The 25731-nt window shown below is 71.2% G+C and carries 24 protein-coding genes; 14 read left to right on the top strand and 10 right to left on the bottom strand.

What is annotated here, in order from left to right; translation table 11 throughout:
- Positions 1 to 66 precede the first annotated feature (66 nt).
- Genes ACYF6T_RS16195 through ACYF6T_RS16175 form a run of 5 tightly spaced genes read left to right on the top strand, consistent with a single transcriptional unit; the run spans position 67 to position 6583 of the window.
- Positions 67 to 1020: an alcohol dehydrogenase catalytic domain-containing protein gene (locus tag ACYF6T_RS16195; RefSeq protein ID WP_461696953.1), complete on the top strand. Its 954-nt coding sequence runs from the start codon at positions 67 to 69 to the stop codon at positions 1018 to 1020.
- A 56-nt stretch (positions 1021 to 1076) separates the two neighbouring features.
- Positions 1077 to 1643: an SRPBCC family protein gene (locus ACYF6T_RS16190; protein ID WP_461696951.1), complete on the top strand. Its 567-nt coding sequence runs from the start codon at positions 1077 to 1079 to the stop codon at positions 1641 to 1643.
- A gap of 10 nt (positions 1644 to 1653) precedes the next feature.
- Complete coding sequence (locus ACYF6T_RS16185) at positions 1654 to 3210, top strand: class I adenylate-forming enzyme family protein (protein ID WP_461696950.1); 1557 nt, start codon at positions 1654 to 1656, stop codon at positions 3208 to 3210.
- The gene (locus ACYF6T_RS16180; protein ID WP_461696949.1) at positions 3207 to 5168 is read left to right on the top strand and encodes an FAD/NAD(P)-binding protein; all 1962 of its coding nucleotides are present in this window, start codon (positions 3207 to 3209) and stop codon (positions 5166 to 5168) included. Before ACYF6T_RS16185 ends, ACYF6T_RS16180 begins: the two co-directional genes overlap by 4 nt.
- Positions 5165 to 6583 carry a nitrosuccinate lyase gene (locus ACYF6T_RS16175; protein ID WP_461696948.1) on the top strand — a complete coding sequence of 473 codons (1419 nt, stop codon included), beginning with the start codon at positions 5165 to 5167 and terminating at the stop codon, positions 6581 to 6583. The genes ACYF6T_RS16180 and ACYF6T_RS16175 overlap by 4 nt, the downstream gene beginning before the upstream one ends.
- Before the next feature lie 63 nt (positions 6584 to 6646).
- Here ACYF6T_RS16175 and ACYF6T_RS16170 read toward each other — a convergent pair whose 3' ends face one another.
- Genes ACYF6T_RS16170 through ACYF6T_RS16155 form a run of 4 tightly spaced genes read right to left on the bottom strand, consistent with a single transcriptional unit; the run spans position 6647 to position 11121 of the window.
- The gene (locus ACYF6T_RS16170; protein WP_461697115.1) at positions 6647 to 8479 is read right to left on the bottom strand and encodes an anthranilate synthase family protein; all 1833 of its coding nucleotides are present in this window, start codon (positions 8477 to 8479) and stop codon (positions 6647 to 6649) included.
- 53 nt (positions 8480 to 8532) lie between these two features.
- Positions 8533 to 9156: an isochorismatase family protein gene (locus ACYF6T_RS16165; protein WP_461696947.1), complete on the bottom strand. Its 624-nt coding sequence runs from the start codon at positions 9154 to 9156 to the stop codon at positions 8533 to 8535.
- Positions 9157 to 9198: 42 nt separating this feature from the next.
- A complete protein-coding gene (locus ACYF6T_RS16160; protein ID WP_461696946.1) occupies positions 9199 to 9969 on the bottom strand; it encodes a 2,3-dihydro-2,3-dihydroxybenzoate dehydrogenase in 771 nt (256 codons plus the stop codon).
- A 33-nt stretch (positions 9970 to 10002) separates the two neighbouring features.
- Positions 10003 to 11121 carry a 3-deoxy-7-phosphoheptulonate synthase gene (locus tag ACYF6T_RS16155; RefSeq protein ID WP_461696945.1) on the bottom strand — a complete coding sequence of 373 codons (1119 nt, stop codon included), beginning with the start codon at positions 11119 to 11121 and terminating at the stop codon, positions 10003 to 10005.
- Positions 11122 to 11516: 395 nt separating this feature from the next.
- On the opposite strand from ACYF6T_RS16155, the gene ACYF6T_RS16150 reads away from it, so the two are divergent.
- Complete coding sequence (locus ACYF6T_RS16150) at positions 11517 to 11657, top strand: hypothetical protein (protein WP_461696944.1); 141 nt, start codon at positions 11517 to 11519, stop codon at positions 11655 to 11657.
- 28 nt (positions 11658 to 11685) lie between these two features.
- Here ACYF6T_RS16150 and ACYF6T_RS16145 read toward each other — a convergent pair whose 3' ends face one another.
- Positions 11686 to 12387 (bottom strand): DUF5324 family protein, encoded by a 702-nt coding sequence (locus tag ACYF6T_RS16145; RefSeq protein WP_461696943.1) that lies wholly within the window; start codon positions 12385 to 12387, stop codon positions 11686 to 11688.
- A 223-nt stretch (positions 12388 to 12610) separates the two neighbouring features.
- Here ACYF6T_RS16145 and ACYF6T_RS16140 point away from each other — a divergent pair, with 223 nt between their 5' ends.
- On the top strand, positions 12611 to 13144 hold the full coding sequence (locus tag ACYF6T_RS16140) for a peptidylprolyl isomerase (protein ID WP_461696942.1): 534 nt from the start codon (positions 12611 to 12613) through the stop codon (positions 13142 to 13144).
- 126 nt (positions 13145 to 13270) lie between these two features.
- Positions 13271 to 14158 carry a rhomboid family intramembrane serine protease gene (locus ACYF6T_RS16135; RefSeq protein ID WP_461696940.1) on the top strand — a complete coding sequence of 296 codons (888 nt, stop codon included), beginning with the start codon at positions 13271 to 13273 and terminating at the stop codon, positions 14156 to 14158.
- A 267-nt stretch (positions 14159 to 14425) separates the two neighbouring features.
- On the opposite strand, the gene crgA is transcribed toward ACYF6T_RS16135, so the two are convergent.
- Positions 14426 to 14680, bottom strand: a complete 255-nt coding sequence (crgA, locus tag ACYF6T_RS16130) for a cell division protein CrgA (RefSeq protein WP_461696938.1) — start codon at positions 14678 to 14680, stop codon at positions 14426 to 14428.
- A gap of 141 nt (positions 14681 to 14821) precedes the next feature.
- Between crgA and ACYF6T_RS16125 the strand changes: the two genes are divergently transcribed.
- From ACYF6T_RS16125 to ACYF6T_RS16100, 6 genes are read left to right on the top strand one after another with little or no spacing between them, the layout of a single operon-like run.
- A complete protein-coding gene (locus tag ACYF6T_RS16125) occupies positions 14822 to 15601 on the top strand; it encodes a DUF881 domain-containing protein (protein ID WP_461696937.1) in 780 nt (259 codons plus the stop codon).
- A gap of 23 nt (positions 15602 to 15624) precedes the next feature.
- The gene (locus tag ACYF6T_RS16120) at positions 15625 to 16311 is read left to right on the top strand and encodes a class E sortase (protein WP_461696936.1); all 687 of its coding nucleotides are present in this window, start codon (positions 15625 to 15627) and stop codon (positions 16309 to 16311) included.
- Positions 16312 to 16328: 17 nt separating this feature from the next.
- Complete coding sequence (locus ACYF6T_RS16115; protein ID WP_461697119.1) at positions 16329 to 16526, top strand: hypothetical protein; 198 nt, start codon at positions 16329 to 16331, stop codon at positions 16524 to 16526.
- Positions 16523 to 17161 carry an aminodeoxychorismate/anthranilate synthase component II gene (locus ACYF6T_RS16110; RefSeq protein WP_461696934.1) on the top strand — a complete coding sequence of 213 codons (639 nt, stop codon included), beginning with the start codon at positions 16523 to 16525 and terminating at the stop codon, positions 17159 to 17161. Before ACYF6T_RS16115 ends, ACYF6T_RS16110 begins: the two co-directional genes overlap by 4 nt.
- Complete coding sequence (locus ACYF6T_RS16105) at positions 17158 to 18207, top strand: class E sortase (RefSeq protein WP_461696932.1); 1050 nt, start codon at positions 17158 to 17160, stop codon at positions 18205 to 18207. The genes ACYF6T_RS16110 and ACYF6T_RS16105 overlap by 4 nt, the downstream gene beginning before the upstream one ends.
- A gap of 6 nt (positions 18208 to 18213) precedes the next feature.
- Positions 18214 to 18966, top strand: a complete 753-nt coding sequence (locus ACYF6T_RS16100) for a class E sortase (protein ID WP_461696931.1) — start codon at positions 18214 to 18216, stop codon at positions 18964 to 18966.
- Between the two features lie 69 nt (positions 18967 to 19035).
- Here ACYF6T_RS16100 and pknB read toward each other — a convergent pair whose 3' ends face one another.
- The 4 genes from pknB to ACYF6T_RS16080 all read right to left on the bottom strand — a co-directional run bounded on the left by pknB (position 19036) and on the right by ACYF6T_RS16080 (position 25706).
- On the bottom strand, positions 19036 to 21018 hold the full coding sequence (pknB, locus tag ACYF6T_RS16095) for a Stk1 family PASTA domain-containing Ser/Thr kinase (RefSeq protein ID WP_461696930.1): 1983 nt from the start codon (positions 21016 to 21018) through the stop codon (positions 19036 to 19038).
- A gap of 168 nt (positions 21019 to 21186) precedes the next feature.
- The gene (locus tag ACYF6T_RS16090) at positions 21187 to 22671 is read right to left on the bottom strand and encodes a peptidoglycan D,D-transpeptidase FtsI family protein (protein WP_461696928.1); all 1485 of its coding nucleotides are present in this window, start codon (positions 22669 to 22671) and stop codon (positions 21187 to 21189) included.
- Positions 22668 to 24107, bottom strand: a complete 1440-nt coding sequence (locus ACYF6T_RS16085) for an FtsW/RodA/SpoVE family cell cycle protein (RefSeq protein WP_461696927.1) — start codon at positions 24105 to 24107, stop codon at positions 22668 to 22670. Before ACYF6T_RS16085 ends, ACYF6T_RS16090 begins: the two co-directional genes overlap by 4 nt.
- A 27-nt stretch (positions 24108 to 24134) precedes the next feature.
- Entirely contained in the window at positions 24135 to 25706 is a 1572-nt protein-coding gene (locus tag ACYF6T_RS16080) for a Stp1/IreP family PP2C-type Ser/Thr phosphatase (protein WP_461697113.1), read from the bottom strand.
- Positions 25707 to 25731: the final 25 nt, after the last annotated feature.

Raw genomic sequence — 25731 nt, 5'->3', positions numbered from 1 at the left:
AGCACCCACCGGCCGTCCGCCGGGGCTCCACCACCCGGTCCCGCTCCCCGCCCCTGGAAGAAGACCATGCTCGCTGCCTACATCGAAGACTTCGGCCCCCCGGACGTCATCCGTCACGGTGAGCTGCCCGACCCCGTGCCCGGTCCCACGGACGTGCTCGTGGCCGTCGACGCCGTCGCCGTCAACCACGTCGACACCTTCGTGCGGTCCGGTGCCTGGCGCACCCCCGTGCCGCTGCCGTTCGTCGTCGGACGGGACCTGGTGGGGACGGTGGTCGAAGCCGGGCCGGGGGCGCCCGGGTTCGCGCCCGGCGACCGGGTGTGGTGCAACAGCCTCGGCCACGAGGGACGCCAGGGGGCCGCCGCCGAGCTGGCCGTCGTCCCCGTGGAGCGGCTGTACCGGCTGCCCGAGGGCGCCGATCCGCTCGACGTGGTGGCGGTGGCGCACGGGGCGGCGACCGCGTACCTGGGCCTGTTCACGCACGGCCGGCTGCGCGCCGGCGAGACCGTGGTGGTCGTGGGCGCCGCCGGGAACGTCGGCAGCGCCGCCGTCGTCCTCGCCGCCCGCGCCGGGGCCCGTGTCGTCGCCGTCGCCTCGGCACGCGACGAGGCGTACTGCCGGTCGCTGGGCGCCGCCGAGTTCGTCGACCGTCACCACCCGCGGCAGCCGGAGGCCGTCGGCCTGTGGCTGGACGCGGCCGGCGTCAACGACCTCGACCCGGCCGTGGCCGCGCTCGCCCGGCGCGGCCGGATCGTCCTGCTCGCCGGACTGCGCACCCGCCCCGAACTCCCCGTCGGCCCGCTCTACTTGAAGGACACCTCGGTACACGGCTTCGCCATCTCGCACGCCACCACCGCCGAACTCGCCGAGGCCGCCGCCGTCGTGGGCCCCCTCGCGGCGCGCAAGGCACTGCGGCCGCCCTCCCTCGACGTGCTGCCGCTGAGCGCGGCGGCCGAAGCGCACCGGCGGCTGGAAAACGGCGAAGTGCGCGGGAAAATCATTCTGCGTACGGGGACTTGACGCACCCTCGGGGCTTTCGTTGACCGCGTACGGCCGCGGTCGTCACGCTTCCCGATATGACGACCGAAAGCATTGTCAGCATCGTCGACGCTTCCCCGCTGTTCGACTTCCGCGCGGAAATACAGATCAAGGGAACACCGGACGGAATCTATTCCGTCGTCAGTGATCTGCCCCGCAGCCGCGAATGGAGCCCCGAATGCCGGGGCGGCGTCTGGGTCGGCGGCCCCCCGGCGGCCGTCGGCACCGTCTTCCGCGGCGAGAACGAGCGCGCCGACGAGGTGGTCGGCTGGGCCCCCGTCGTCCGCGGCACCTGGTACACCGAGGCCGAGGTCATCGCCGCCGAGCCCGGCCGCACCTTCCGCTGGGCCATGCGCACCGCGGCCGGGAAGCGGCAGGAGAGCGTGTGGGGCTTCGACCTCGCGCCCGGCACCAGGCCCGGGCTCAGCACCCTCGTCCACCACTTCCGTATGGGCCGGGCCACCGAGGGAATTCGCGCGATCACCGCGGAAATGGACGAGCCGGCCCGCGAGAAGTTCGTCGCCGAATGGGGCGCGAAGATCGAAGGCGATCTCGCGGCCACCCTCCGGCGGATCAAGAACATCGTCGAGCAGCAGGGCCGATAAGGAGGCGGACATGTTTCTGCAGCGGATAGCGAACAACGGAATCCGGCTCGGCACGCTCTTCGACCGTGCGGCCGCCAGGTTCCCGGCGAACTTCGTCGTCCTCGACCACGACCTGGACATCGCGCCCGGCACCGGCCGCCGGATGTCGGTCACCGAGGTCGCCGACCTCGTCGACGACTTCGCCGCCCGGCTGTGGGCCGCGCGGGTCCGCCCCGGCGACCGGGTGGTGCTGCACAAGTCGGACGGCTTCGACATCACCCTGCTCGCCGTCGCCGTGGCCCGCATCGGCGCCACCGCGGTGCTGCTGTCGCCCAAGCTGGACGGTGCCACGGTCGCCGCACTCGTCCGCCGCACCGGCCGGCCGTACCTGATCACCGACCAGGACAAGCTGGAGCGTCATCTCCCGCACGAGATCGTCGGCTTGACGGAGAAGGTGCTGCTCGCCACCGGCCGGCACCCGCACGCCACCCCCCTCGCCGGCCTCGCGGGCGCCCCCCGCGTCGACCCGGTGACGATGTCCCCCGACCACCCGGTGCTCATCACCCACACCTCCGGCACCACCGGCATCCCCAAGCTGGCCGTGCACACGGGCCGCACCTTCCAGGCCCGCTACCGCCCGCAGGCGAGCGTCGTCTCCCTGATCGGCCGGCGCGAACCGGTCGCGATGCACATGTCCTTCGTGCACTCCCGCCTGTTCACGGCGATGCCCATCACCCTCCTGCAGGGCCACCCCCTGCTCATGCTGCGCGACGACGAACCGGCCGCCGTCGCCGAGCTGTTCGCCCGGCTGCGCCCCGGCATCGTCGAGACCCACCCCAACACCCTGCTGCGCTGGGAGGTCCTGGCCGACGACCCGCGGGCGCCGCTGGCCCACGTCAAGTACTTCTCCTCCACCTTCGACGCCATCCACCCGCGCACCGTCGCCACGATGCTGCGCGCCTCCCGCCGCCGGAACCCCCGCTACGCCCAGATCTACGGCCAGAGCGAGGTCGGCCCCGTCGCCGCCCGCACCTACACCGACCGCCACCCCTTCGACGGCCGCTGCGTCGGCATGCCCTTCCCCGGCATGACGGGCGTGCGCGTGGTCAGCCGGGACGGCAACCCGGTGACCAAGGCCAACCCCGGCTTCATCGAGGTCCGCACCGACGGCCGCATCCTCACCTACCTCGGCGAGCACGCCCGCTGGCAGAAGCAGGTCAACGACGGCTGGTGGCGCATGGGCGACCTCGGCTACCGCACCAAATGGGGCTGTCTGCACCTGCTGGACCGCGAGGTCGACAGCATCCCCGGCATCGACAGCACCCTGGAGATCGAGGACACGCTGCTGGGCCGGCTGCCCGAGCTGGTCGAGGTCATCGTCGTGCACGGCGCGGACGGCGTCCCCGTACCCGTCGTCTGCACCCGGGACGACACCCCGCTGGACCTGGCCCGCTGGAAGGAGGCCCTGACCGGGCTGCCCGCCCTCGCCGCACCCGTCCAGTGGCGGCAGAGCGACCTCCCCCAGACGGCCACCACCAAGATCAAGCGCCTCGAACTCGCCCGCCTGCTCACCGAGGCCCCGGCATGAACCGCGCCGAGATCTGCGTGATCGGGGCGGGCCCGCGCGGCCTGTCCGTCCTGGAACGGCTCCTCGCCAACGAACGGCACACGCCCACCCACGACGAACTCCTCGTCCACGTCGTCGACCCCGCCGCCCCCGGCGCCGGGGCCGTGTGGCGCGCCGAACAGTCCCGCCACCTGCTGATGAACACCGTGGCCTCCCAGATCACGGTCTACACCGACGACTCCGTCCGCATCGAGGGCCCCGTGGAACCGGGCCCGACCCTGCACGAGTGGGCCGCATCGCTCGCCCTGCTGGGCCCGTTCGGCGACCACGACGAGGAGACCCTCCGGGAGGCCGCCCGGCTCGGCCCCGACTCCTACCCCACCCGCGCCTTCTACGGCCGCTACCTCGCCGACTGCTTCCGCCGCATCGTCGCCGGCGCCCCCGCCCACGTCACCGTGCGCGTCCACCGCAGCCGTGCCCTCGCCATGGCCGACACCCTCGGCATCCCCGGCGGCCCCCAGGGCGTCCGCCTGGAGGACGGCACCCGGCTCAACAGCCTCGACGCGATCGTCCTCGCCCAGGGCCACGTCCCGGCCCGGCTCACCCCGCACGAGGCCCGCACCGCGAGCCTCGCCCGCATCCACTACCTGACCTACGTCCCCCCGGCCAACCCCGCCGACCTCGACCTCGACGCCGTACAGCCGGGCCGGCCCGTGCTGCTGCGCGGCCTGGGCCTGAACTTCTTCGACCACATGGCCCTGTTCACGGCCGGCCGCGGCGGCACCTACACCCGCGGGCAGGACGGTGCCCTGACCTACCGGCCCTCCGGCCGCGAACCCCGGCTGTACGCGTTCTCCCGGCGCGGAGTGCCCTACCACGCGCGCGGCGAGAACGAGAAGGGCGCCCACGGCCGCCACCACCCGCGCCTGCTCACCCCCGCCCTCGTCGCCGCCCTGCGGGCCCGCCCGCACCTCGACTTCACCCACGACCTGTGGCCGCTGATCCGCAAGGAGGTCGAGAGCGTCTACTACGCCACCCTCCTGCGCGCCCACGGCCGCGGCGCCGAGGAGGACGGCTTCGTCGAACGCTTCCTGGCCGCCCCCGCCGACCAGGAGGCGGCCCTGCTCGACGCGTACGCCGTCCCGCCGGCCGAACGCTGGGACTGGGAGCGGCTCTCGCGCCCCTACGGCGACCGGGAGTTCGCCGACCGCGACGACTTCCGGACCTGGCTCCTCGCCCATCTGCGGGCCGACGTCCGCGCGGCCCGCGCCGGCAACGTCAGCGGCCCCCTGAAGGCCGCCCTCGACGTCCTGCGCGACCTGCGCAACGAGATCCGTCTCGCGGTGGACCACGGCGGCCTCGACGGCGCCTCCCACCGCGACGACCTGGAGGGCTGGTACACGCCGCTGAACGCGTTCCTGTCGATCGGCCCGCCCGCCTCCCGGATCGAGGAGATGACCGCGCTGATCGAGGCGGGCGTCCTCACGGTCACCGGTCCCGGTACCCGCGTCCGCATCGACACCCGCGCGCCCGCGTTCGTCGCCGACTCCGCCCAGGTCCCCGGCCCGCCGGTGCGCGCCACGGTCCTGATCGAGGCCCGGCTCCCCGAACCCGACCTGCGCCGCACCGACGACCCCCTCCTGCAGCACCTCCTCGACACCGAGCAGGCGGCGCCGTACCGCATCCCCAGCGCCGGCGGCCCCGCGTACGAGACCGGCGGCCTGGCCGTCACCGAGCGCCCCTACCGCCTCCTCGACGCCCGCGGCCGGGCCCACCCCCGCCGCTTCGCCTACGGCGTGCCCACCGAGTCCGTCCACTGGGTCACCGCGGCCGGCATCCGCCCGGGCGTCGACTCCGTCACCCTGACCGACTCGGACGCCATCGCCCGTGCCGCCCTCGCCCTGCCCCCGGTGACCGAACCCCCCTCGGGCATCCGCGCGGTGGGCACGGACACCGACCTGACCGGAGTGATCGTATGAGCGCCCCCGCGCAGACGGACGGCACGACAGGAACGGACCGGCAGGCCGGACTCCTCGACGCCGGACTGCTCTCCCCCGTCCGTGCCGGCACCCCCGTGGAGGCCGTCGTCGGGGACCAGGCGTGGCTGCGGGCCATGGTGGACGCCGAGGTGGCGCTCGCGAGGGCCCAGGCCCGGCTGGGGACCGTGCCGGGGTGGGCGGCCGAGACCATCGGTGACGTCGCCCGCTCCGCCCGGCTCGACCCGCGGCGGCTCGCGCTCGCCGCCCGGGAGACCGCCAACCCCGTCGTCGGCCTCGTCCAGGCCCTCGGCCGCGCGGTCGCCGACGTGGACCCGGCCGCCGCGGAGTACGTGCACCGCGGCTCCACCAGCCAGGACATCCTCGACACCGGCGCCATGCTGGTCGCCGCCCGGGCCCGCGCCCTGACCCTCGCCGACCTCGACCGGTCGGCCGCGGCGTGCGCCGCCCTGGCCGCCGCCCACCGGGACACCCCGATGGCCGGCCGCACCCTCGCCCTGCACGCCGTGCCCACCACCTTCGGCCTGAAGGCCGCGGGCTGGCACCGGCTCCTGCTCGACGCCCGCGAACGCCTCGCCGCCGTACGCCTGCCGGTCTCCCTCGGCGGCGCCGCCGGCACCCTCGCCGGCTACCTCCAGTACGCGGCACTGGACGGCGAAGGTGCCGTGGACCGCGGGGAGTACGTGGACCGGCTGGTCGACGCGTACGCCGCCGAGACGGGACTGGACCGGCCCGTCCTGCCCTGGCACGCGCTGCGCACCCCCATGGCCGACCTCGCCGCCGCGCTCGGCCTCACCGCCGGGGCGCTCGGCAAGATCGCCGTGGACGTGCAGTCGCTGGTGCGCACCGAGGTGGGCGAGGTCGCCGAGCCGGGCGGCGCCGGACGCGGCGGCTCCTCCGCGATGCCGCACAAACGCAACCCCGTCCTCGCCACCCTGCTGCGCGGCGCGGCCCTCCAGGTGCCCGTCCTGGCCGCCGGCCTCACCCAGTGCCTGCTGAGCGAGGACGAACGCTCGGCCGGCGCCTGGCACGCCGAGTGGCTCCTGCTGCGCGAATGCCTGCGCCTGGCGGGCGGCGCCGCCCACACGGCCGTCGAACTCACCGAGGGCCTCCAGGTCCGCCCCGACCGCATGCGCGCCAACCTCGCCCTGACCGGCAGCCAGGTCGTCTCGGAACGCGTCGCGGCCGTCCTGGCCCCGCGCCTGGGCAGGACGGCCGCCAGGCAGCTGCTGGCCCGCCTGTCGGCGCGGGCCGCGCGGACGGGACGTCCGCTGGCCGAACTCCTCGCCGCCGTACCGGAGGTGACACTGACGGCCCGGGAACTGGCGGACCTGTGCGACCCGGCGGCGTACACCGGCGCCGCGGGCGACCTGGTCGACCGGGCACTGCGCGGCTGACCGACGGCACACCGAAGGGGCCGGCCCCCGTCCAGGAGGCCGGCCCCATCGCCGTACGCCCGCTCAGCCCACCGCCACCGGCCGCCGCAGCCAGGCCAGCAGCCCGCCCACCAGCTGCGGACCGTCCTGCGTCAGCACCGACTCCGGATGGAACTGCACCGACGCGAAGTGCGCCCCGAGCAGCGCGTGCACCTCGCCCGAGTCCGCGTCCCGGCTCACCTCCACGGGGCCGGCGCCCACGCAGTTCACGCGGTCGGCGTGGGAACGGGCGGCGAAGGTGTTGTAGAAACCGACCCGGGCCCGGCTCCCGAACAGCTCGATCTCCCGCTGCACCCCCTGGTTCGGCACCTCCCGGCGGACCATCGCGAAGCCGAGCCGCGTGGCCAGCACCTGGTGGCTGAGACACACGGCGAGGAACGGCCGGCGAGCGGCGATCAACCCGTCGACGGCGCCCCGGAGATGGGCGATCTTGGGATGGCCGACGTCCCGGGGATCGCCGGGCCCCGGTCCGAGGACGACGAGGTCGTGCTCGGCGAAGGCATACGGCTCGTCGAAGCGGCGGACGGTGACGTCGAGCCCGAGCGAGTCCAACTGCCGCCCCAGCATGGCCGTGAAGGTGTCCTCTGCGTCGACGATGAGCACGCGGGCACCGGTGAGGCCGGGCAGCGGTTCCGCCACGCCGTCGGCCAGCCAGAACCGGGCCAGCGAGGCGTTCCGCTGTTCGAGAGCGCCGCGGACGTGGGGATGCGCCTCGAAGGAGCGCGGGGCCGCATCCGACGCGCGGTCACCGCCGCCGGCGCCCAGCGCCCGCAGCAGACCGTCCGCCTTGACCCGCGTCTCCGCCGCCTCGGACTCCGCGTCCGAGTGCCGCACCAACGTCGCCCCCACCGACAGCCGCAACCGGCCCCCGCCGTCGATCTCGGCGGTCCGGATGAGGATCGCCGAGTCCAGCGAGTACGACCCTGCGTCCTCCCACCCGATCAGCGCCGCGACCCCGCTGTAGAACGCCCGTCCCCCGGGCTCGTAGCGCTCGATCACCCGCGCCGCGCTCTCCACCGGCGACCCGGTGACCGTGGGCGCGAACAGCGTCTCCCGCAGGACCTCGCGGACGTCCCGCCGCGTACGCCCCTCGATGAAGTACTCGGTGTGCGCGAGGCGGGCCATCTCCTTCAGGTACGGTCCCACCACCCGCGGGCCGTCGTCGCAGACGCGGGTCATCATCTTCAGTTCCTCGTCGAGCACCATGTACAGCTCGTCCGCCTCCTTGCGGTCGGCGAGGAACTCCAGAACGCCGTCGAGCGTGGGCCCGTCGGCCGGATACCGGTACGTGCCGCTGATGGGGTTCATCACGGCCGCGCCCCCACGCACACTCACGTGCCGCTCCGGCGTCGCCCCGACGAGCGTGCGCTCACCGGTGTGGATCAGGAACGTCCAGTACGCGCCGGACTCCAGCGTCAGCAGCCGCCGGAAGAGAGCCGGCGCCGTGGCGGGCCCGTAGTCCGTGAGGTCGGCGACGAAGGTCCGCTTGAGCACGAAGTTCGCGCCCTCGCCCGTGCCGATCTCGTCCCGCACGATCCGCCGCACCAGCTCGGCGTACGCGTCGTCGCCGACGTCGAAGCACCCGCCGCTCAGCTCCACCGGCCCGCGCGGCGCCCGGTCGAGGAAGTCGTCCACGGCCACCGTCTCCCGCTCGGCGACGGTCATCGCCAGCAGCGGCGTCCCGTCGTCCGGCGCGGCGAACCCGCGCTCGGCGAGCTGCCGGTAGGGGACGAGCGCCAGCACCGCCTCGCCGGGCCCCGCGGGCAGCGGCAGCTCCGCGAGCCGGCCGACCTCCGCGACCGGGCCGGTGAGCACGTCGAGCAGCCCCGGCCCGTTCGTCTCCGGCCGGTGCAGCATCGCGTACGGCAGCCCCGGGCCGCCCAGCACCCGCTCCAGCAGACTCCTCCGGCTCACCGGAACACCTCCTCCGCGGTCGTCACCACGGCACAGCACCGGGCCGCGTACTCCAGCGTCCGCCGGTGCTCGGCCGCCCCGAAGTCCGCGACGCCGTCGGCCACCAGGAACGTACGGATGTCGTGCGTGAACGCGTCCACGGCCGTCATCAGCACGCCCACGTGCCCGTACACCCCGCACACCACCAGCTGGTCGCGGCCGTGCGCGCGCATGCGCTCCAGCAGGTCGGAGCGGAAGAAGGCGCTGTAGCGCCACTTGGTGAACCGCCAGTCGCCGTCCCGAGGCGCCAGTTCGCCGACGATCTCGCGGTCGGCGGGCGCGGTGCGCATGCCCGGACCCCAGAAGTCCCGCAGCAGTCCGCGCTGCTGGTCGGTCATGCCGCCGGGCTGCGCGGTGTACGCCACGGGGACGCCGAGGGCGCGCGCCCGGTCGGCCAACGCCGCGACCCGGGTGACGAGTTCGGCGCGCAGGGAGTCGGGCAGTGGCGCGAGGAAGTAGCGCTGCATGTCGTGCAGGAGCAGGACGGCCCGCTCCGCGTCGACCGTCCAGGCGGCGGTGTTGACGGGCAGGTCGCCGGCGGTGGGCAGGGGATAGGGGGCGATGGTGGGTATGCCGGGCATGGGGGACGGGGTCCTTTCACACGAAGTCGGCGACAGATACGGCTAGTTGCCGAGGGACGCCCCGCCGTCCACGGTCAGGACGTGCAGGGTGACGTGGGACGCCTGGTCGGACAGCAGGAAGGCGACGGCGTCGGCGACGCTCTCGGGCCGGGCGACGCGGCCCAGCGGGATGCCGGTGCGGAAGGCGCCGAGGTCGCCCTCGACGGTGGCGGCCGGCCCCGACTCGTCCCGCCACATGGAGCGCAGCATCGGGGTGTCGGTCGAGCCCGGCGCCACCACGTTGCAGCGAATGCCGTGCCGGGCCACCTCCAGGCCGAGCGACCTGGTGAACATGGCGGCCGCCGCCTTCGACGCCGCGTACGCCGCCATCGAGACGCGGGGCGTGCTCGCCGCGTTCGACGCCACGGTGACGATGGCGCCCCGGGAGCGCGGCACCATCCGGCGCACCACGGCCCGGCACAGATGGAAGACGCCGTCGGTGTTCACGGCGAACGTCGACCGCCAGTCCTCGTCGCCGTACCCGGACACCTCGCCCAGCCGCAGCACGCCCGCCGCGTTGACGAGGTGCTCCACCGGGCCGAGGGTGTCCTCCACGGCGCCCACGACCCGCTCCACGTCCGCGCCGTCGGTCACGTCGACGGCCCATCCGCGCACCTCGTGCCCGTCGCCGCGCAGCTTCTCGACCGTCTCGGCCAGCCGGACCTCGTCGCGGTCCAGCGCGGCCACCACGGTGCCCCGCTCGCACAACGCCCGCACCACGGCACCGCCGATCCCGCCGGCGGCCCCGGTGACCAGGGCGACTCGCTCCACCACCACGTACCTCCAAGAAAACGAACGTCGGCTGGACTAGGGCCGCCAGGCCGAGACGACGGCGACGGCCTGACGCGGATTGAGCCGGGGATCGCACAGGGTCGTGTACGGCCCCGCGGGCGCCCCGGGCCCGAGGTCGCACTCCGTCACCTCGTACGGCGTGGCCTCCAGATGCAGCCCGCCGGTGACACCGCCGCTGGAGCGCACCACCCGCTGGAAGGCCCGCACCTCCGCGGTCACGGCCTCCAGACGCCGGGTCTTGAGCCCGCAGGCGGCGGTCACGGTGTTGCCGTGCATGGGGTCGCACAGCCACACCACCGGATGCCGGGCCGCCCGCACCGCCCACACGAGCGGGGCCAGCCGCTCGCCGACGCGGTCCGCGCCCATCCGGGCCACCAGGGTCAGCCGGCCGGGCTCACGGTCCGGATCGAGGCGGGCGCACAGCTCCAGCACCTCGTCGACGCTCGTGCCCGGGCCGACCTTGCAGGCGACGGGGTTCACCACGCCGGCCAGCAGGGCGACGTGCGCCCCGTCGGGCTGCCGGGTCCGCTCGCCGATCCACGGCCAGTGCGTGGAGCCGAGAAAAGGACGGCCGCGCTCGTCCAGCCGCGTCAACGGCATTTCGTAATCGAGCAGCAGCGCCTCATGGCTGGTCCACACGCCGGAATTCAGATGCCGCAGAACGTTCCGGGCGGCCGCGTATCCGCGCAGCAGCCGCAGCGGGTCCGGCTGGCGGGCGTCCTTGTCGGCGACCGGTGAATTCACCATGTGCCCGCGATATACGGGGAGTTCGATGCCGTCGATGATTTCGCTGGGCTGCGAGCGGGGCTTGGCGTACTGACCGGCGATCCGCCCGACGCGCACCACCGGAAGCCCCGAGCGGGCGGTCAGCACGCCCGCCAGCGCGTCCAGCAGGCCGGCCTTGCGCACCACGTGCGCGCGCCCGCACTCCGCGAAGTCCTCGGCGCAGTCACCGGCCTGCACGACCAGGGCCCGGCCCTGCGCCACCTCGGCCAGCAGCGCCCGCAGGCGCCGTGTCCGTGCGGCCGACACCAACGCCGCACTCGCCCCGAGCCGCTCCCGCACCCCCGGCAGCCGCGGATCATCACCCCAGTCCGGCTGCTGAAGCGCCGGGAGCGTTGTCGTCACTGTCACTGGTCGTCTCCCGTAGCAAAGGTGAACCAAGACGACGGGAATTCCGGATCCCGGCGGTCCAGCCATGGTTGGCCGCCACCGACACCCACGGCAAAGGGCGGGGGAAGAGTAGGTCAGGTGCGAACCAGAGCTGACAGACAACACCACGAACAATTCGGGGGAACCGCGGACCGGTTCTACTGTCATTACTCCCGGACGGGATGCATGTGACGACGGTGATGGTGGCGGCGTACTTCGGCGTGACCGTGGCTCCGACCTGGCGAAATTCAAGCGTGACATCGTGTCGCGCTATCCAGGAAGTCATCCACAGCCCCGGTCCAGCCTCACCCTCTACTCCCGCCGAGCCGTCCTCACCATCGCCCTGCTCCTGCGCGACAGCGACGTCGCCCGGCAAGGTGCGCACCTACCTGCTCGACATGGAGCTGATCGGGCTGCGGGACGGAGTCCAGCGCATCGAGCGGCGGCTGCGGCAGCACCACGCCCGGCGGCGCAGGATCGAAGGCGGACGTGCGGAAGCCCGGAGGCGCGGGGTGTGATCGCGGCTCCGGGCTTCGTGGTGGCAGGTCAGCGCTGGTCGTCGCCCTTCGCTGCCTCCTCCTCCGCCTGCTTCGCCTGGACCTCCGGGTCCAGGACGGATTGGCCACTGCCGTCCACGGACGTCAGATTGCCGGACTCGGGGACCTCGGTCGCGGCGGGAGGCTCGACCAGCCAGTCCGGGTTGGCCTGCTTGTCCCACCACTTCCACGCGGCGAAGGCGCCGCCGGCCACCGCGCCGAGCACCAGCAGGAACCGGGCGGCACGCCCGGCCCGCGCACGGCGCTGGTGCTTACGGGCCAGCTTCTGAATCTCCTTCGGCGACACCTGGCCGCGCAACGCGGCCAACGCGGCAGCCCCACGCGCGGCGGCCTCGTCCCGGACGGGCCCGGCCGCGGCGACCGCCTGCTCGATCCTCGGCCGGGAGTAGTCGGCGGCCTGCCGAGCCGCCCGGCGCGTCACGGCCGCCGCCTCGTGCGCGGCCTGGTCGACCTTCGGCGGCACATGCGTCCGGGCCTGTTCCAGCCGCGGCGCGACATACGCGTCGTACTGGACGCGGGCCTGATCCGCGGCCAGCGACACCTTGGGCGCAAGCCGTACGCGGGCCTCGTGTGCGTAGTGCGCGGCCCTGTCCTTGGCCGTGTCGGCGTAGGGCGCCACCACTTCCGCGGCGTGCAGCACGCTGTCCTTCGCCGAACCGGTCGCGGCGCGCACGCTGTCGATGCGGGTCACGGGTTCCTCCTCCTCGGTGGCGTACGGTAATCGACTTTCCACCCTTTTACGGATCATGCCTGCCAACAGACCCCGAGGCATGTTGGCGGAGTCCAATAGAGGATGAATACGGTGCAACAGGAGCTTGTCGTCGACAATGCCACGGATCGACGCCGAGCGCGCCCCCCGCGGCCCCGGCCGTGCGAGGATCAGGGGGTCACAGGAAGACAACGGAAGGCAGATCGTGGCTGAGCAGCTTTACGCCACCCTGAAGACCAACCACGGCGACATCGAAGTCCGGCTCCTGCCGAACCACGCCCCCAAGACGGTCCGGAACTTCGTCGAGCTCGCCCAGGGCGAGCGTGAGTGGGTCAACCCCGCCACCGGCGCCAAGTCCACGGACCGGCTCTACGACGGTACGGTCTTCCACCGGGTGATCAGCGGTTTCATGATCCAGGGCGGCGACCCCCTGGGCAACGGCACCGGCGGTCCCGGCTACCAGTTCGAGGACGAGTTCCACCCGGACCTCTCCTTCAACAAGCCCTACCTGCTGGCCATGGCCAACGCCGGCCCGGGCACCAACGGCTCGCAGTTCTTCATCACCGTCGCCCCCACGACGTGGCTGAACCGCAAGCACACCATCTTCGGCGAGGTCACCGACACCGGCAGCCAGAAGGTCGTCGACGCCATCGCCGGCACTCAGACCAACCCGCGCACCGACCGCCCGGTCAAGGACGTCGTCATCGAGTCGGTCGTCATCGAGACCCGCGAGGGCTGAGACCGCGAGGACCGAGACCGCCGGGGCACAGTCCCCGCACGGCAGGAACCAAACGCCCCGCTCATCCGTAAAGATGGGCGGGGCGGTGCATTCCGCCCACCGGTGTACGACGACCTAGGGGATGTCATGGACCACGCGGCAGGCAGCTCGCAGGACGCCCGAAGCCTGCCCGGCTGCTACCGCCACCCGGACCGCGAGACCGGCATCCGCTGCACCCGCTGCGAACGCCCGATCTGCCCGGAGTGCATGGTCGACGCCTCCGTCGGCTTCCAGTGCCCCGACTGCGCCCGCGGCGGCTCCGGCACCGGCCGGCTCCCGGCCGCCGCCCGCCCCCGCACCCTCGCCGGCGGCACCGTCACCGCCGACCCCCGCCTGGTCACCAAGATCCTGGTCGGCGCCAACCTCGCGTTCTTCCTGGTCCAGCTCGCCGTCGGCGACCGCTTCACCGACCGTCTCGAGCTCATCGGCCAGGCCTACGTCCCCCTCCTCGGCGGCGTCGAGGGCGTCGCCCAGGGCCAGTGGTACCGCATGCTCACGGCGATGTTCCTGCACGCCGGCTACGTCCACATCCTGTTCAACATGCTCAGCCTGTGGTGGATCGGCGGCCCCCTCGAAGCCGCCCTCGGCCGCGCCCGCTACCTCGCCCTGTACGTCGTCTCCGGCCTCGCCGGCAGCGCCCTGTCCTATCTGCTCGCCGCCGCGAACCAGCCCTCCCTCGGCGCGTCCGGCGCCATCTTCGGCCTCTTCGGCGCCACCGCCGTCCTGATGCGCCGCCTCAACTACGACATGCGGCCGGTCATCGCCCTGCTGGTGATCAACCTCATCTTCACCTTCGGCTGGAGCGGCATCGCCTGGCAGGCCCACATCGGCGGTCTCGTAGCCGGCGTCGTCACCGGCTACGCGATGGTCCACGCCCCCCGCCGGCACCGCGCCCTCGTGCAGTACGGCACCTGCGCCGTGGTCCTGCTGGTCGTCGTGGTCATGACCCTGGTCAGGACGGCTCAGCTCACCTGAGGTGCCCGGTTGTCCACAGCGGGTGGCGAATCTTGTGCACACTGTGCGCGAACACCCGTGCCCCCCGGTGCCGACCGACGTTCACGCAGGTCAGAGCGGGTGCGAACAGGTGTCCGAGTCATCGTCCGACGGGGTCTGACAGTCGTATCGGCGTCAACACCCGACGGGTTATCCACAGATCGTCTTTCTTTTTCCCCACTGTGGAAACCGCTGTGGATAACTCAGCGGATAGCCGTGGGCAGAGCTGAGTTCACAGGGAAGTCGCCGCTACTTCCACTGCGTGGAGACGCCGAATCCGGCCGCGATGAACCCGAAGCCGACCACGATGTTCCAGTTGTCCAGCTTGTCGATGGGCAGCGAGCCGTCGGTCACATAGAAGACGACGATCCAGGCGAGCCCGATGAGGAACATGGCCAGCATCACCGGCGCGACCCAGGCCCGGCTGTTCAGCTTGATGCTGGTCGCCTGCTTCGACGGCGGCGGCGTGTAGTCGGCCTTCTTGCGGATACGTGACTTCGGCACGAGGGTCTCTCCTGTCGATGCGCTGCGTGGCCGCGCAGGGAACTGTGGCTGGCTCCGGGGCAGCGTACAAGGGGACTCTTGGGCTCCCCCGGGCGTCCGTTAGCGTAGTGCTTCCGCGGTGCCGAAGGAGATAAGGGTACGTTGAGCAATTCTGCCGACTCCCCCCAGGCCGGATCCAGTCCTGCCCGGGGCCGCCGTTTCCGGCCCGTGCGGGTGCTCACGGTGGCCGTCTTCGCCCTCGCGGGGCTCATTTTCTTCACCAGTTTCAATACGGCCAAGGGCACCAATATCCGCACGGACACGTCCTTGCTGAAGCTGTCCGACCTCATCCAGGAGCGCAGCCGCAAGAACAAGGGGCTGGACGAGTCCAACGCCTCGCTGCGCGACGACGTGGAGGCCCTCGCCGAGCGGGACGACGGCAGCACCAAGGCGCAGGACGACAAGCTCGCGCGGCTGGAGGAGAGCGCGGGCACCCAGCCGGTCAGGGGCACGGCGATCACCGTCACGCTCAACGACGCCCCGCCGAACGCCACCGCGAAGCTGCCGGGCTATCCGGAGCCGCAGCCCGACTACCTGGTCATCCACCAGCAGGACCTCCAGGCCGTGGTGAACGCGCTGTGGCAGGGCGGCGCCAAGGGCATCAAGGTCATGGACCAGCGGCTGATCTCCACCAGCGCCGTGCGTTGCGTGGGCAACACGCTGATCCTGCAGGGCCGGGTCTACTCGCCGCCGTACAAGATCACCGCGGTCGGGGACCCGGAGAAGCTGAACCGGGCGCTGTCGGACTCGACGGCGATCCAGAACTACATGGTGTACGTGAATGTGTACGGCCTGGGCTGGAAAGTCACCCAGGACGGGACGGTGACTCTGCCCGGCTACTCGGGCACAGTGGATCTGCACTACGCCGAGCCCGCGGGGTGAGCTGAGCCGTTCAGGAGCTGCCGGTGCGCGTTGTGGTCAGGACCGTCAGCGAGCTGTGCATCACCGTGGGGACACTGATCGCCCTCTTCGTCGTCTACGTCCTGTTCTGGACCGGTGTGCGGGCGGACGGGGCGATGAACCACCAGATCGACGTGCTGCACGACCAGTGGGCCCGGCAGACCGCGGCGCCGGGAACGACCGCCGGAAGCCCGGCGGCCCCGCGGAAGGCGGCGCCGTACGTGCCCGGCAAGCCCTTCGCGATCATGTACATCCCGCGGCTGGGCCGGGGATGGCACAAGCCGGTGCTGGAGAACACGGCCGTGAACACCCTGAAGAAGGGCCTCGGCCACTACGCGGGCACCGCCCGTCTCGGCGGGACCGGGAACTTCGCGGTCGCCGGCCACCGGCGCACGTACGGCGATCCCCTCGTGGACTTCCCCAGGCTGCGGCCCGGGGACGCGGTCGTGCTGACCGACGGGACGACCTGGTTCACGTATCGGATCGACAAAGGGCCCTACAAAACGGTTCCCACGGACGTTGAGGTGATCGACCCTGTGCCACGTAAGTCCGGGTACACGCGTGCGGGCCGGTATCTGACCCTGACCACGTGCGATCCGGAGTGGGGACACAGTCACCGGCTCATCGTGTGGGCCCACCTGGATTCCACACGGCCTGTGGACGAAGGCGAACCGGCGGCGCTGCGCGGTTAGTCTGGTGCGGGTACGGCGTGAGTCTGGTGCCGTGGTGGAACGGAAGGGACGGCATGTACGGCTGGATCTGGCGGCATCTGCCGGGGAACGCGTGGGTGAGGGCGCTGATCTCGCTCGCGCTCGTCCTGCTGGTGGTCTACGTCCTCTTCCAGTACGTCTTCCCGTGGGCCGAACCGCTGCTTCCCTTCAACGATGTGACGGTGGACAACCAGTGAGCGCGCGCGTTCTCGTCGTGGACAACTACGACAGCTTCGTCTTCAACCTGGTCCAGTACCTGTACCAGCTGGGCGCCGAGTGCGAGGTGCTGCGCAACGACGAGGTCTCCCCGGCGCACGCCCAGGACGGCTTCGACGGCGTGCTGCTGTCGCCGGGCCCGGGCACGCCCGAGGAGGCCGGCGTCTGCGTCGAGATGGTGCGCCACTGCGCGACGACGGGCGTCCCGGTCTTCGGCGTCTGCCTGGGCATGCAGTCGATGCAGGTGGCGTACGGCGGTGTGGTGGACCGCGCGCCGGAGCTGCTGCACGGCAAGACCTCCCTGGTCGAGCACGAGGGCAAGGGCGTCTTCGCCGGCCTGCCGAGCCCGTTCACCGCGACCCGCTACCACTCGCTGGCGGCGCTGCCCCCGACCGTGCCCGCCGAGCTGGAGGTCACCGCCCGTACGCACGACGGCATCATCATGGGCCTGCGCCACCGTGAACTGCCCGTCGAAGGCGTCCAGTTCCACCCCGAGTCGGTGCTGACCGAGCACGGCCACCGGATGCTGGCGAACTGGCTGGTGGAGTGCGGCGACGAGGGCGCGGTGGCGAGGTCGGCGGGGCTCGCCCCGGTGGTGGGCAGGGCCACGGCGTGACCGCGCTGCGCCCCGAGCGCGAGTCGGGGGCCTCGTACGGGCAGGAGCCGTACGAGGTCTCCGGCGCGTTCGAGGAGTGGACCGTCGGGCAGCAGGCGTACCAGCCGCCGATCGACGAGGAGACGGTGGCGCTGCGGATACCGGATCCGCCGCCGGGGGACTCCATAGCGCCGTCTGCCGCCTCAGCGGCCCCTTCCGTCACAGGAACACCGACGGGGGGCCGAGCGGCCCGCAGAAAGGCCGCCAAGCGCCGTCACGGGCGTCATGGCGGGACACACGCGGCCGCCGCGTCCGCCGCGTCCTCCGAGGCGGCCGAGACGGCGTCCGCACCGCTCTCCCGCGTGGAGGCCCGCCGGCAGGCGCGCGCCCGCAAGCCGAGCCCGGCGGTCATCGCGAGCCGGGTGATCGGCGAGGTGTTCATCACCACCGGCGTCCTGATGCTGCTGTTCGTCTCCTACCAGCTGTGGTGGACGAACGTGCGGGCGCACGCGCAGGCGGACAAGGAGGCGAGCAGCCTCCAGAAGGACTGGGCGAGCGGCAAGCGCGCGCCCGGTGTCTTCGAACCCGGCCAGGGCTTCGCCATCCTGCACATCCCCAAGCTGGACGTGGTGGTGCCGATCGCGGAGGGCGTCAGCAACAAGAAGGTGCTGGACAAGGGCATGGTCGGTCACTACAGCGAGGGCAGGCTGAAGACGGCGATGCCGGACGCGAAGACCGGCAACTTCGCGCTGGCCGGGCACCGCAACACCCACGGCGAGCCGTTCCGCTACATCAACAAGCTCAAGCCGGGCGACGAGGTCGTGGTGGAGACGCAGGACGAGTACTACGTCTACAAGATGACCTCGACGCTGCCGGTGACCTCGCCGAGCAACACGAGCGTGATCGACCCCATCCCCAAGGGGTCCGGTTTCACCAAGCCCGGCCGCTACATCACCCTCACCACCTGTACGCCGGAGTTCACCAGCAAGTACCGGCTGATCGTCTGGGGCAAGATGGTCGAGGAACGGCCGCGCAGCAAGGGCAAGCCGGATGCGCTCGTCGAGTAAGGGCAGATGAACGTGGCAGCGACCACCGACGACGACACTCAAGAGGAGACCGGCGCCCCCGAGGCGCCGCCGACGCACCGCCGGGGCGGCCGGATCGCCCTGGCGGTCAGCGTCTTCGGCGAACTCCTCATCACCGCGGGCCTGGTCCTCGGCCTCTTCGTCGTCTACTCCCTGTGGTGGACGAACGTGGTCGCCGACCGCAAGGCGGACAAGGAGGCCGACAAGGTCCGCGACACCTGGAGCCACCAGGCCACCGGCCCCGGCGCTCTGGACACCGGGAACGGCATCGGCTTCCTGCACGTCCCCGCCATGCGGAACGGCGAGGTTCTGGTGGAGAAGGGCACGTCCACGAAGGTCCTCAACGACGGCGTCGCCGGCTACTACACGGACCCCGTCAAGGCGACCCTGCCGATGACCGGCAAGAAGGGCAACTTCACCCTCGCCGCCCACCGCGACGGCCACGGCGCGAAGTTCCACAACATCGACAAGCTGAGGGTGGGCGACCCGATCGTCTTCGAGACGAAGGACAAGTGGTACGTCTACAAGGTCTACGACATCCTCGACGAGACCTCGAAGTACGACGTCACGGTCCTCTCCCAGATCCCGAAGGAATCGGGCAGGACCAAGGCGGGCCACTACATCACCCTGACGACGTGCACCCCGGTCTACACGAGCCGGTACCGCTACGTGGTGTGGGGCGAGTTGGTCCGCGTGGACAAGGTCGACAACAAACGCACCCCACCGAAGGAACTGCGCTGACGCAGCCGAACAGCAGTGGGCCCCTGCCGGAGAGGTTCCGGCAGGGGCCCACTGCTGTGTGCGGCTCGGTCAGCCGTTCTGGCCGCCGAAGATGCCGCCGCCGTTGTTGCCGTTGCCGTTCTGGACCGTGATCAGGTTGACCGAGGTGCCCTGTTCGACCGTGTTGCCCTGGCCCGGGTCCGAGCTGAAGACGATGGCGTTGTCGTCCTGGGAGCCGGTGATGCTGCCGACCTGGAGGCCCGCCTGCTGCAGGAGCTGCTTGGCGTTCTTCAGGGTCTGGCCCTGGATGTTCGGCACCTGGGTCTGCTGGTTCTGCTTGGCCTTGCCGATCTGGATGTTGACCGTGGAACCCTTCTTGACCTCGGTGCCGGCCTGCGGGTCGGTGCTGATGACCTTGTCGACCTTGGAGTCGTCGTCGGTCTCGACCTGGGTGCAGTTGCCCGGAGTCAGGTTGTTGGCCGTCAGCTGGGCCTTGGCCTCGTCGCAGCTACGGCCGGAGACGTCCGGGACGGCGACCGTTTCCGGGGCCTTGGCGATGGTGAGGGTGACCGTCGTCCCCTTCTCCACCTCCTTGCCGCCGATCGGGTTCTGGTCGAGGACGGTGTTGGGGTCCTCCGAGGACTCACGCGTCTTCGTCTCGACCTTGAACTGGTAGTCGTCGCCCTCCAGCTTGGACTTGGCGTCGTCCAGGCTCAGGCCGATCACGCTCGGAACCTGCACCTTCGGCGCGCCGGTCGACACCACGAGGTTGACCGTCGACTCCTTCTTGACCTCGGTGTTCTTCGCCGGGTCCTGCGAGCAGACGTTGCCCTTGCTCTGGTTCTCGCAGGGCTGCTGCTTCACCGTGCCGAGCTTCAGGTCACTGTTGGTCAGCTGCTTCTCGGCGTCCGACTGGCTCAGGCCGACGAGGTTCGGCACGGAGACCGTGTCGTTGCCCACGCCCCCGCCGCCGAACGCCCACTTGCCGATCAGGATCGCGCCGACCAGCACCAGGATGCCCGCGACGACCAGCAGGATCGTCGAGGTGTTGGACTTCTTCTGGCGCCGCCGGTCGGGCCGGTCGTCGTAGCCGTAGCCGCCGTCGTCCGGGTTCATCGGCGGCAGCATGGTCGTCGCGCCGGCGCCCGCGTCGGCGCGCAGGGCCGTCGTCGGCTGGTCGTCGGGGTAGCCGCCGTAGCCGACCGAGCCCATCGCCGCCGTGGCCGCGACGGGCTGGCCGTCGAGGCAGGCCTCGATGTCGGCGCGCATCTCGTCGGCGGACTGGTAGCGGTAGTTGGGGTCCTTGACCAGCGCCTTCAGGACGATGGCGTCCATCTCGGGCGTGATCTCGGGGTCGAAGACGGACGGCGGCTGCGCCTCCTCGCGGACGTGCTGGTAGGCGACGGCCACGGGGGAGTCGCCGACGAAGGGCGGGCGGACCGTCAGCAGCTCGTACAGCAGGCAGCCCGTGGAGTACAGGTCGGAGCGGGCGTCCACCTGCTCGCCCTTGGCCTGCTCCGGCGAGAGGTACTGCGCGGTGCCGATCACGGCCGCGGTCTGCGTCATCGTCATGCCGGCGTCGCCCATGGCACGGGCGATGCCGAAGTCCATCACCTTGACCTGGCCGTTGCGCGTGAGCATGACGTTGGCCGGCTTGATGTCGCGGTGGACGATGCCGTTGCGGTGGGCGTACTCCAGGCCCTGGAGGATGCCGATGGTCATCTCCATCGCGCGCTCCGGCAGGAGCTTGCGGCCGGAGTGCAGGAGTTCGCGCAGCGTGGAGCCGTCGACGTACTCCATGACGATGTACGGGATCGAGACCCCGTCGATGTAGTCCTCGCCCGTGTCGTAGACCGCGACGATCGCGGGATGGTTGAGCGAGGCGGCCGACTGGGCCTCCCGGCGGAACCGGGCCTGGAAGGACGGGTCGCGTGCGAGGTCCGCGCGCAGCGTCTTCACCGCCACGGTGCGGCCGAGGCGGGTGTCATGCGCGAGGTAGACCTCCGCCATGCCACCACGGCCGAGCACCTGGCCCAGCTCGTACCGGCCGCCGAGGCGACGCGGCTCTTCCATGCTTCCTACCAGCCCTCTCCGTCGGTCCCGACCCGCACGGGTGTGCGGTCGGAGGCTGCCGTCCGGGCCTACCGTACCCGGCCCGCCTTGTGTGACCTGTCCAACCGCGTCACCCGATACAGGACCGGTATCGCAACGTGCACCGATGTGAAGGGGACGTGAGCGGGGTCACTTCTTGGAGTCGATGACCGCCTCCATGACGCTCTTGGCGATCGGGGCGGCGAGGCCGCCACCGGAGATGTCGTCGCGGTTGGCCTGGTCGTCCTCGATCACCACGGCGACGGCGACCGGGGAGCTGCCGTCGCTGAGCTTGGCGTAGGAGATGAACCAGGCGTACGGGTTCTCGCTGTTCTCGACGCCGTGCTGGGCGGTACCGGTCTTGCCGCCGACCGTGATGCCCGGGATCTGGGCGTTGGTGCCGGTGCCCTCCTTGACGACCGTCTCCATCATCGACTGCAGGATCTGCGCGTTCTTCGACGACAGGGGCTGGCTGAGCTCCTGCGGGTCGGTCTGCGCGATGGTGTCGAGGTTGGACGACTGGAGCTTGTCGACCATGTACGGCTTCATCAGCTTGCCGTCGTTGGCGACCGCGGAGGCGACCATGGCCATCTGCAGCGGGGTGGCGGCGGTGTTGAACTGGCCGATGGAGGACAGCGCGGTCTGCGAGGAGTTCATGTTGTCGGAGAAGACCGAGGCGCTGGAACGCACGGGCGTGAACTGCTCGGCGTCGAAGCCGAACTTCTTCGCCTCCGCCAGCATCTTGTCGTTGCCGAGGTCGGAGCCGATCTTGCCGAAGACGGTGTTGCAGGAGTACCGCAGCGCGACGCGCATGGTGGCGTCCTTGCAGGGGATGTTCCCCTCGTTCTTCAGCTCGGTCGTGGTGCCCTTCATGATGTAGGGCAGCGGCGAGTCGGTCTTGTCGTCGGCGGAGGTGTACAGCCCGTTCTCCAGCGCGGCCGCGGCGGTGACCACCTTGAAGGTGGAGCCGGGCGGGTAGGTCTCGCGCAGCGCCCGGTTGAGCATCGGGTCGTTCGGGTCGTACTTCTTCTGCAGCTTCTTCCAGGCGGCGGCGTCGTCGTTGGAGTTGCCCGCGAAGGAGGAGGGGTCGTACGACGGGTAGGAGGCCAGCGCCAGGATCTTGCCGGTGGAGGGCTCCAGGGCGACGACGGCACCCTTGCCGCCCTGCTTCTTCAGGCCGTTGTAGGCGGCCTTCTGCGCGGCGGCGCTGAGGGTGGTGACGACGTTGCCGCCCTGCTTCTCCTTGCCGGTGATCATGTCGAGGGTGTTGCGGAAGAAGAGCCGGTCGTCGTTGCCGGTGAGGATGCCGTCCTCGATGGACTCCAGCTGGTTGGCGCCGAAGGCCTGCGAGGCGTACCCGGTGACGGGCGCCCACATGGGCCCGTTCTTGTAGGTGCGCTTGTACTTCAGGTCGTTCAGGCCGCTGGTGCTGGTCTCGGTGGAGCCGGTGACCGGGTCGCCGTCGACGATGATGTCGCCGCGCGGGGTGGAGTAGCGGGCGATGGTGACGCGGCGGTTCTTGGGATCGTCCTTGAGGCTGTCGGCCTTGACGTACTGCAGCCAGTTGTCCCGGATGAGCAGCGTGAGGACCAGCAGGCCGCAGAAGATCGCGATCCGGCGCAGGGGCTTGTTCATGACGGACGGACCACCTGGGTCATCTCGGCGTCGGGGTTGATGGCGGGGGTGGGCGCCGGGCGGCGGGCGGTGTCGCTGACGCGGATCAGGATGCCGATGAGCGCCCAGTTGGCGATGACGGAGGAGCCGCCGTACGCCAGGAACGGCATCGTCATACCGGTCAGCGGGATCAGGCCCATGACGCCGCCCGCGACGACGAAGACCTGAAGGGCGAAGGCGCCCGAGAGGCCGGCGGCGAGCAGCTTGCCGAAGGGGTCGCGGGCGGCGAGGGCGGTGCGCACGCCGCGTTCCACGATCAGGCCGTAGATCAGCAGGATCGCCATGATGCCGGCCAGGCCGAGCTCCTCGCCGAAGGTGGCGAGGATGAAGTCGGAGTTGGCGGCGAACCGGATCAGCTCGGAGTGGCCCTGGCCCCAGCCGGTGCCGAGGGTGCCGCCGGAGCCGAACGCCCACAGGGCCTGCATGGCCTGCTCGGAGTGGCCGGCGACGCCCTTCTGGCTGAGGGTGTACTCGCGCATGGGGTCGAGCCAGGCCTGGACGCGCTGCTGGACGTGGGGTTCGAAGCTGGCCACGCCGACGGCGCCGGCCGCGGACATCAGCAGACCGAAGACGATCCAGCTGGTGCGCTCGGTGGCGACGTACAGCATGATGACGAACATTCCGAAGAACAGCAGCGAGGTGCCGAGGTCCGTCTCGAAGACCAGGATGAGGATCGAGATGAACCAGACCACCAGGATCGGCCCGAGGTCGCGGCCGCGCGGCAGGTACAGGCCCATGAAGCGGCGGCTGGCGAGGGCGAGCGCGTCGCGCTTGACCATGAGGTAGCCGGCGAAGAACACGGCGAGCACGATCTTGGCGAACTCGCCGGGCTGGATGGTGAATCCGCCGATGGAGATCCAGATCTTGGCGCCGTAGACGTTCAGGCCGAGGCCGGGCACGAGCGGGAGCAGCAGCAGGAACAGCGCGGCCACCATGGAGATGTAGGTGTAGCGCTGCAGAACGCGGTGGTCCTTGAGGAAGATCAGCGTGACGACGAACAGCGCGATGCCCATCGCGGTGTACATCAGCTGGTTGGTCGCCTTGCCGCCGGCCACGTTGATGGACTGCAGCAGTTTGGACTGGTCCAGGCGCCAGATGGCGACGAGTCCGAGTCCGTTGAGCAGCGTGGCCAGGGGCAGCAGCAGGGGGTCGGCGTACGGGGCGAACTTGCGTACGACGAGATGGGCCACGCCGGCCAGCAGGCCGAGCCCGAGGCCGTAGCTGAGCAGGCCCGCCGGCACCTGGTCGTCGATGGCGAGCCCGACGTTGGCGTAGGCGAAGACCGGGATGGCGACGGCGAACACCAGCAGCGCGAGCTCGGTGTTGCGTCTGCTCGGTGCTCCGATGGCGCCGATCGTGGACGTGTGGTGCGTCGGCGGGTTGGTAGTACTGCTCATCGTGTGACGGGGCCTCTCACGGCTTGCCTACTGCTTACCGCACATCGAGACGACCTTCTGCTCCTCCTCGGAGAGGCTGGGGCCGGGGTGGGGAGTGGCGGTCGCGGACGGGGACGTGGACGGGTTCGGGGACGTCGACTTGGACGGCGTCGGTGACGCCGTGGCCTTGGACGTGAGGGAGGTGGTGGTGGTTCCCGTGGTGCCGCCGGCCTGGCCCTGACCGGTCTTGGAGTTGTTCTCGCTCTCGGCGGCCTGCCGTTCGGCCTGCTTCTTGCAGGCGGAGGCCTGCACGGCGAGCTCGTCCACCTTCTTCCGGGCGTCCTTCAGGCCGCCCTCCGTGATCGTGTTCTTGACCTGCTTCTGCTGGTAGGGCGGCAGGTACTTGAGTTCGATCTCGGGGTGGTCCTTCTCCACCTTCGACAGCGACACCCAGGCCAGGTCCTGGCTGATGCCGCGGTACAGGGCGACGTGCTCGCCCTTGGCGCCGACGTAGTACTGCGTCTGCGTCCACCGGTAGCCGCCGTACAGGCCGCCGCCGACCACGGCGAGGGCGAGCACGGAGTAGAAGGATCTCTTCAGCCAGCGGCGGTTCTTGCGCGGCTTGACGAAGTCGTCGTCGGTGTAGTCGCCGAAGCCGCCGGCCGGGATGTAGCCGGTGGTGTCGCCGGAGCCGGGCGGGCCGAACTCGCCGCCTCCGCCGTGTCCCTGGCCCTGGCGGCCGAGTCCGGAGGCGCGGCCGGCCGGGGTCTGCATGATGCCGGGGTCGTGCAGGTGGTTCTGGTTCTCGGCGACGGCGCCGACCACCACCGGGGTGTCGGAGAGCTGTCCCGCGAGGGTGTCGCCGGTGTCGAGATCGAGGACGTCGGCGACGATGACGGTGATGTTGTCGGGGCCGCCGCCGCGCAGCGCGAGCTGGATGAGCTCCTGGACGGTCTCCTGCGGGCCCTGGTAGCTGGCGAGGGTGTCCTCGAGGGTCTGGTGGGAGACGACTCCGGACAGACCGTCGGAGCAGATCAGGTAGCGGTCGCCGGCCCGGACCTCGCGGATGGACAGGTCGGGCTCGACGTGCTCGCCGCTGCCCAACGCCCGCATCAGCAGGGAGCGTTGGGGGTGGGTGGTGGCTTCCTCTTCGGTGATGCGGCCTTCGTCGACGAGGCGCTGCACCCAGGTGTGGTCCTGCGTGATCTGGGTCAGCACGCCGTCCCGCAGGAGGTAGGCGCGCGAGTCGCCGACGTGCACCAGCCCGAGCCGCTGCCCGGTCCACAGCAGGGCGGTCAGGGTCGTGCCCATGCCCTCCAGCTGGGGGTCCTCCTCGACCATCGAGCGCAGCTGGTCGTTGGCGCGCTGCACGGCGGCGCCGAGGGAGGTCAGGATGTCGGAGCCGGGCACGTCGTCGTCGAGGGCGACGATGGTGGAGATGGCCTCGGAGGAGGCGACCTCGCCGGCGGCGGCACCGCCCATGCCGTCGGCGATCGCGAGCAGGCGCGGGCCGGCGTATCCGGAGTCCTCGTTGCCCTCCCGGATCATGCCTTTGTGCGATCCGGCGGCGAAGCGCAGTGACAGACTCATGCGCACCTCGCCCGTCGGCTCCGGGTACATCCGCACGGTGCCCACCCTCCGGTCG

It is taken from the genome of Streptomyces sp. 7R007 (genome assembly GCF_054850255.1).
Note: the sequence above shows the minus strand (reverse complement) of the source record. Positions and strands in the feature narration are given on the sequence as shown.

Excerpts from the sequence above, each read along its gene's own strand:
- ACYF6T_RS16195 (WP_461696953.1), top strand. The coding sequence starts at position 67 with ATGCTCGCTGCCTACATCGAAGACTTCGGCCCCCCGGACGTCATCCGT.
- ACYF6T_RS16190 (WP_461696951.1), top strand. The coding sequence starts at position 1,077 with ATGACGACCGAAAGCATTGTCAGCATCGTCGACGCTTCCCCGCTGTTC.
- ACYF6T_RS16185 (WP_461696950.1), top strand. The coding sequence starts at position 1,654 with ATGTTTCTGCAGCGGATAGCGAACAACGGAATCCGGCTCGGCACGCTC.
- ACYF6T_RS16180 (WP_461696949.1), top strand. The coding sequence starts at position 3,207 with ATGAACCGCGCCGAGATCTGCGTGATCGGGGCGGGCCCGCGCGGCCTG.
- ACYF6T_RS16175 (WP_461696948.1), top strand. The coding sequence starts at position 5,165 with ATGAGCGCCCCCGCGCAGACGGACGGCACGACAGGAACGGACCGGCAG.
- ACYF6T_RS16170 (WP_461697115.1), bottom strand. The coding sequence starts at position 8,479 with ATGCTGCACCGGCCGGAGACGAACGGGCCGGGGCTGCTCGACGTGCTC.
- ACYF6T_RS16165 (WP_461696947.1), bottom strand. The coding sequence starts at position 9,156 with ATGCCCGGCATACCCACCATCGCCCCCTATCCCCTGCCCACCGCCGGC.
- ACYF6T_RS16135 (WP_461696940.1), top strand. The coding sequence starts at position 13,271 with ATGGACCACGCGGCAGGCAGCTCGCAGGACGCCCGAAGCCTGCCCGGC.
- ACYF6T_RS16100 (WP_461696931.1), top strand. The coding sequence starts at position 18,214 with ATGAACGTGGCAGCGACCACCGACGACGACACTCAAGAGGAGACCGGC.
- pknB (WP_461696930.1), bottom strand. The coding sequence starts at position 21,018 with ATGGAAGAGCCGCGTCGCCTCGGCGGCCGGTACGAGCTGGGCCAGGTG.
- ACYF6T_RS16090 (WP_461696928.1), bottom strand. The coding sequence starts at position 22,671 with ATGAACAAGCCCCTGCGCCGGATCGCGATCTTCTGCGGCCTGCTGGTC.
- ACYF6T_RS16085 (WP_461696927.1), bottom strand. The coding sequence starts at position 24,107 with ATGAGCAGTACTACCAACCCGCCGACGCACCACACGTCCACGATCGGC.
- ACYF6T_RS16080 (WP_461697113.1), bottom strand. The coding sequence starts at position 25,706 with ATGTACCCGGAGCCGACGGGCGAGGTGCGCATGAGTCTGTCACTGCGC.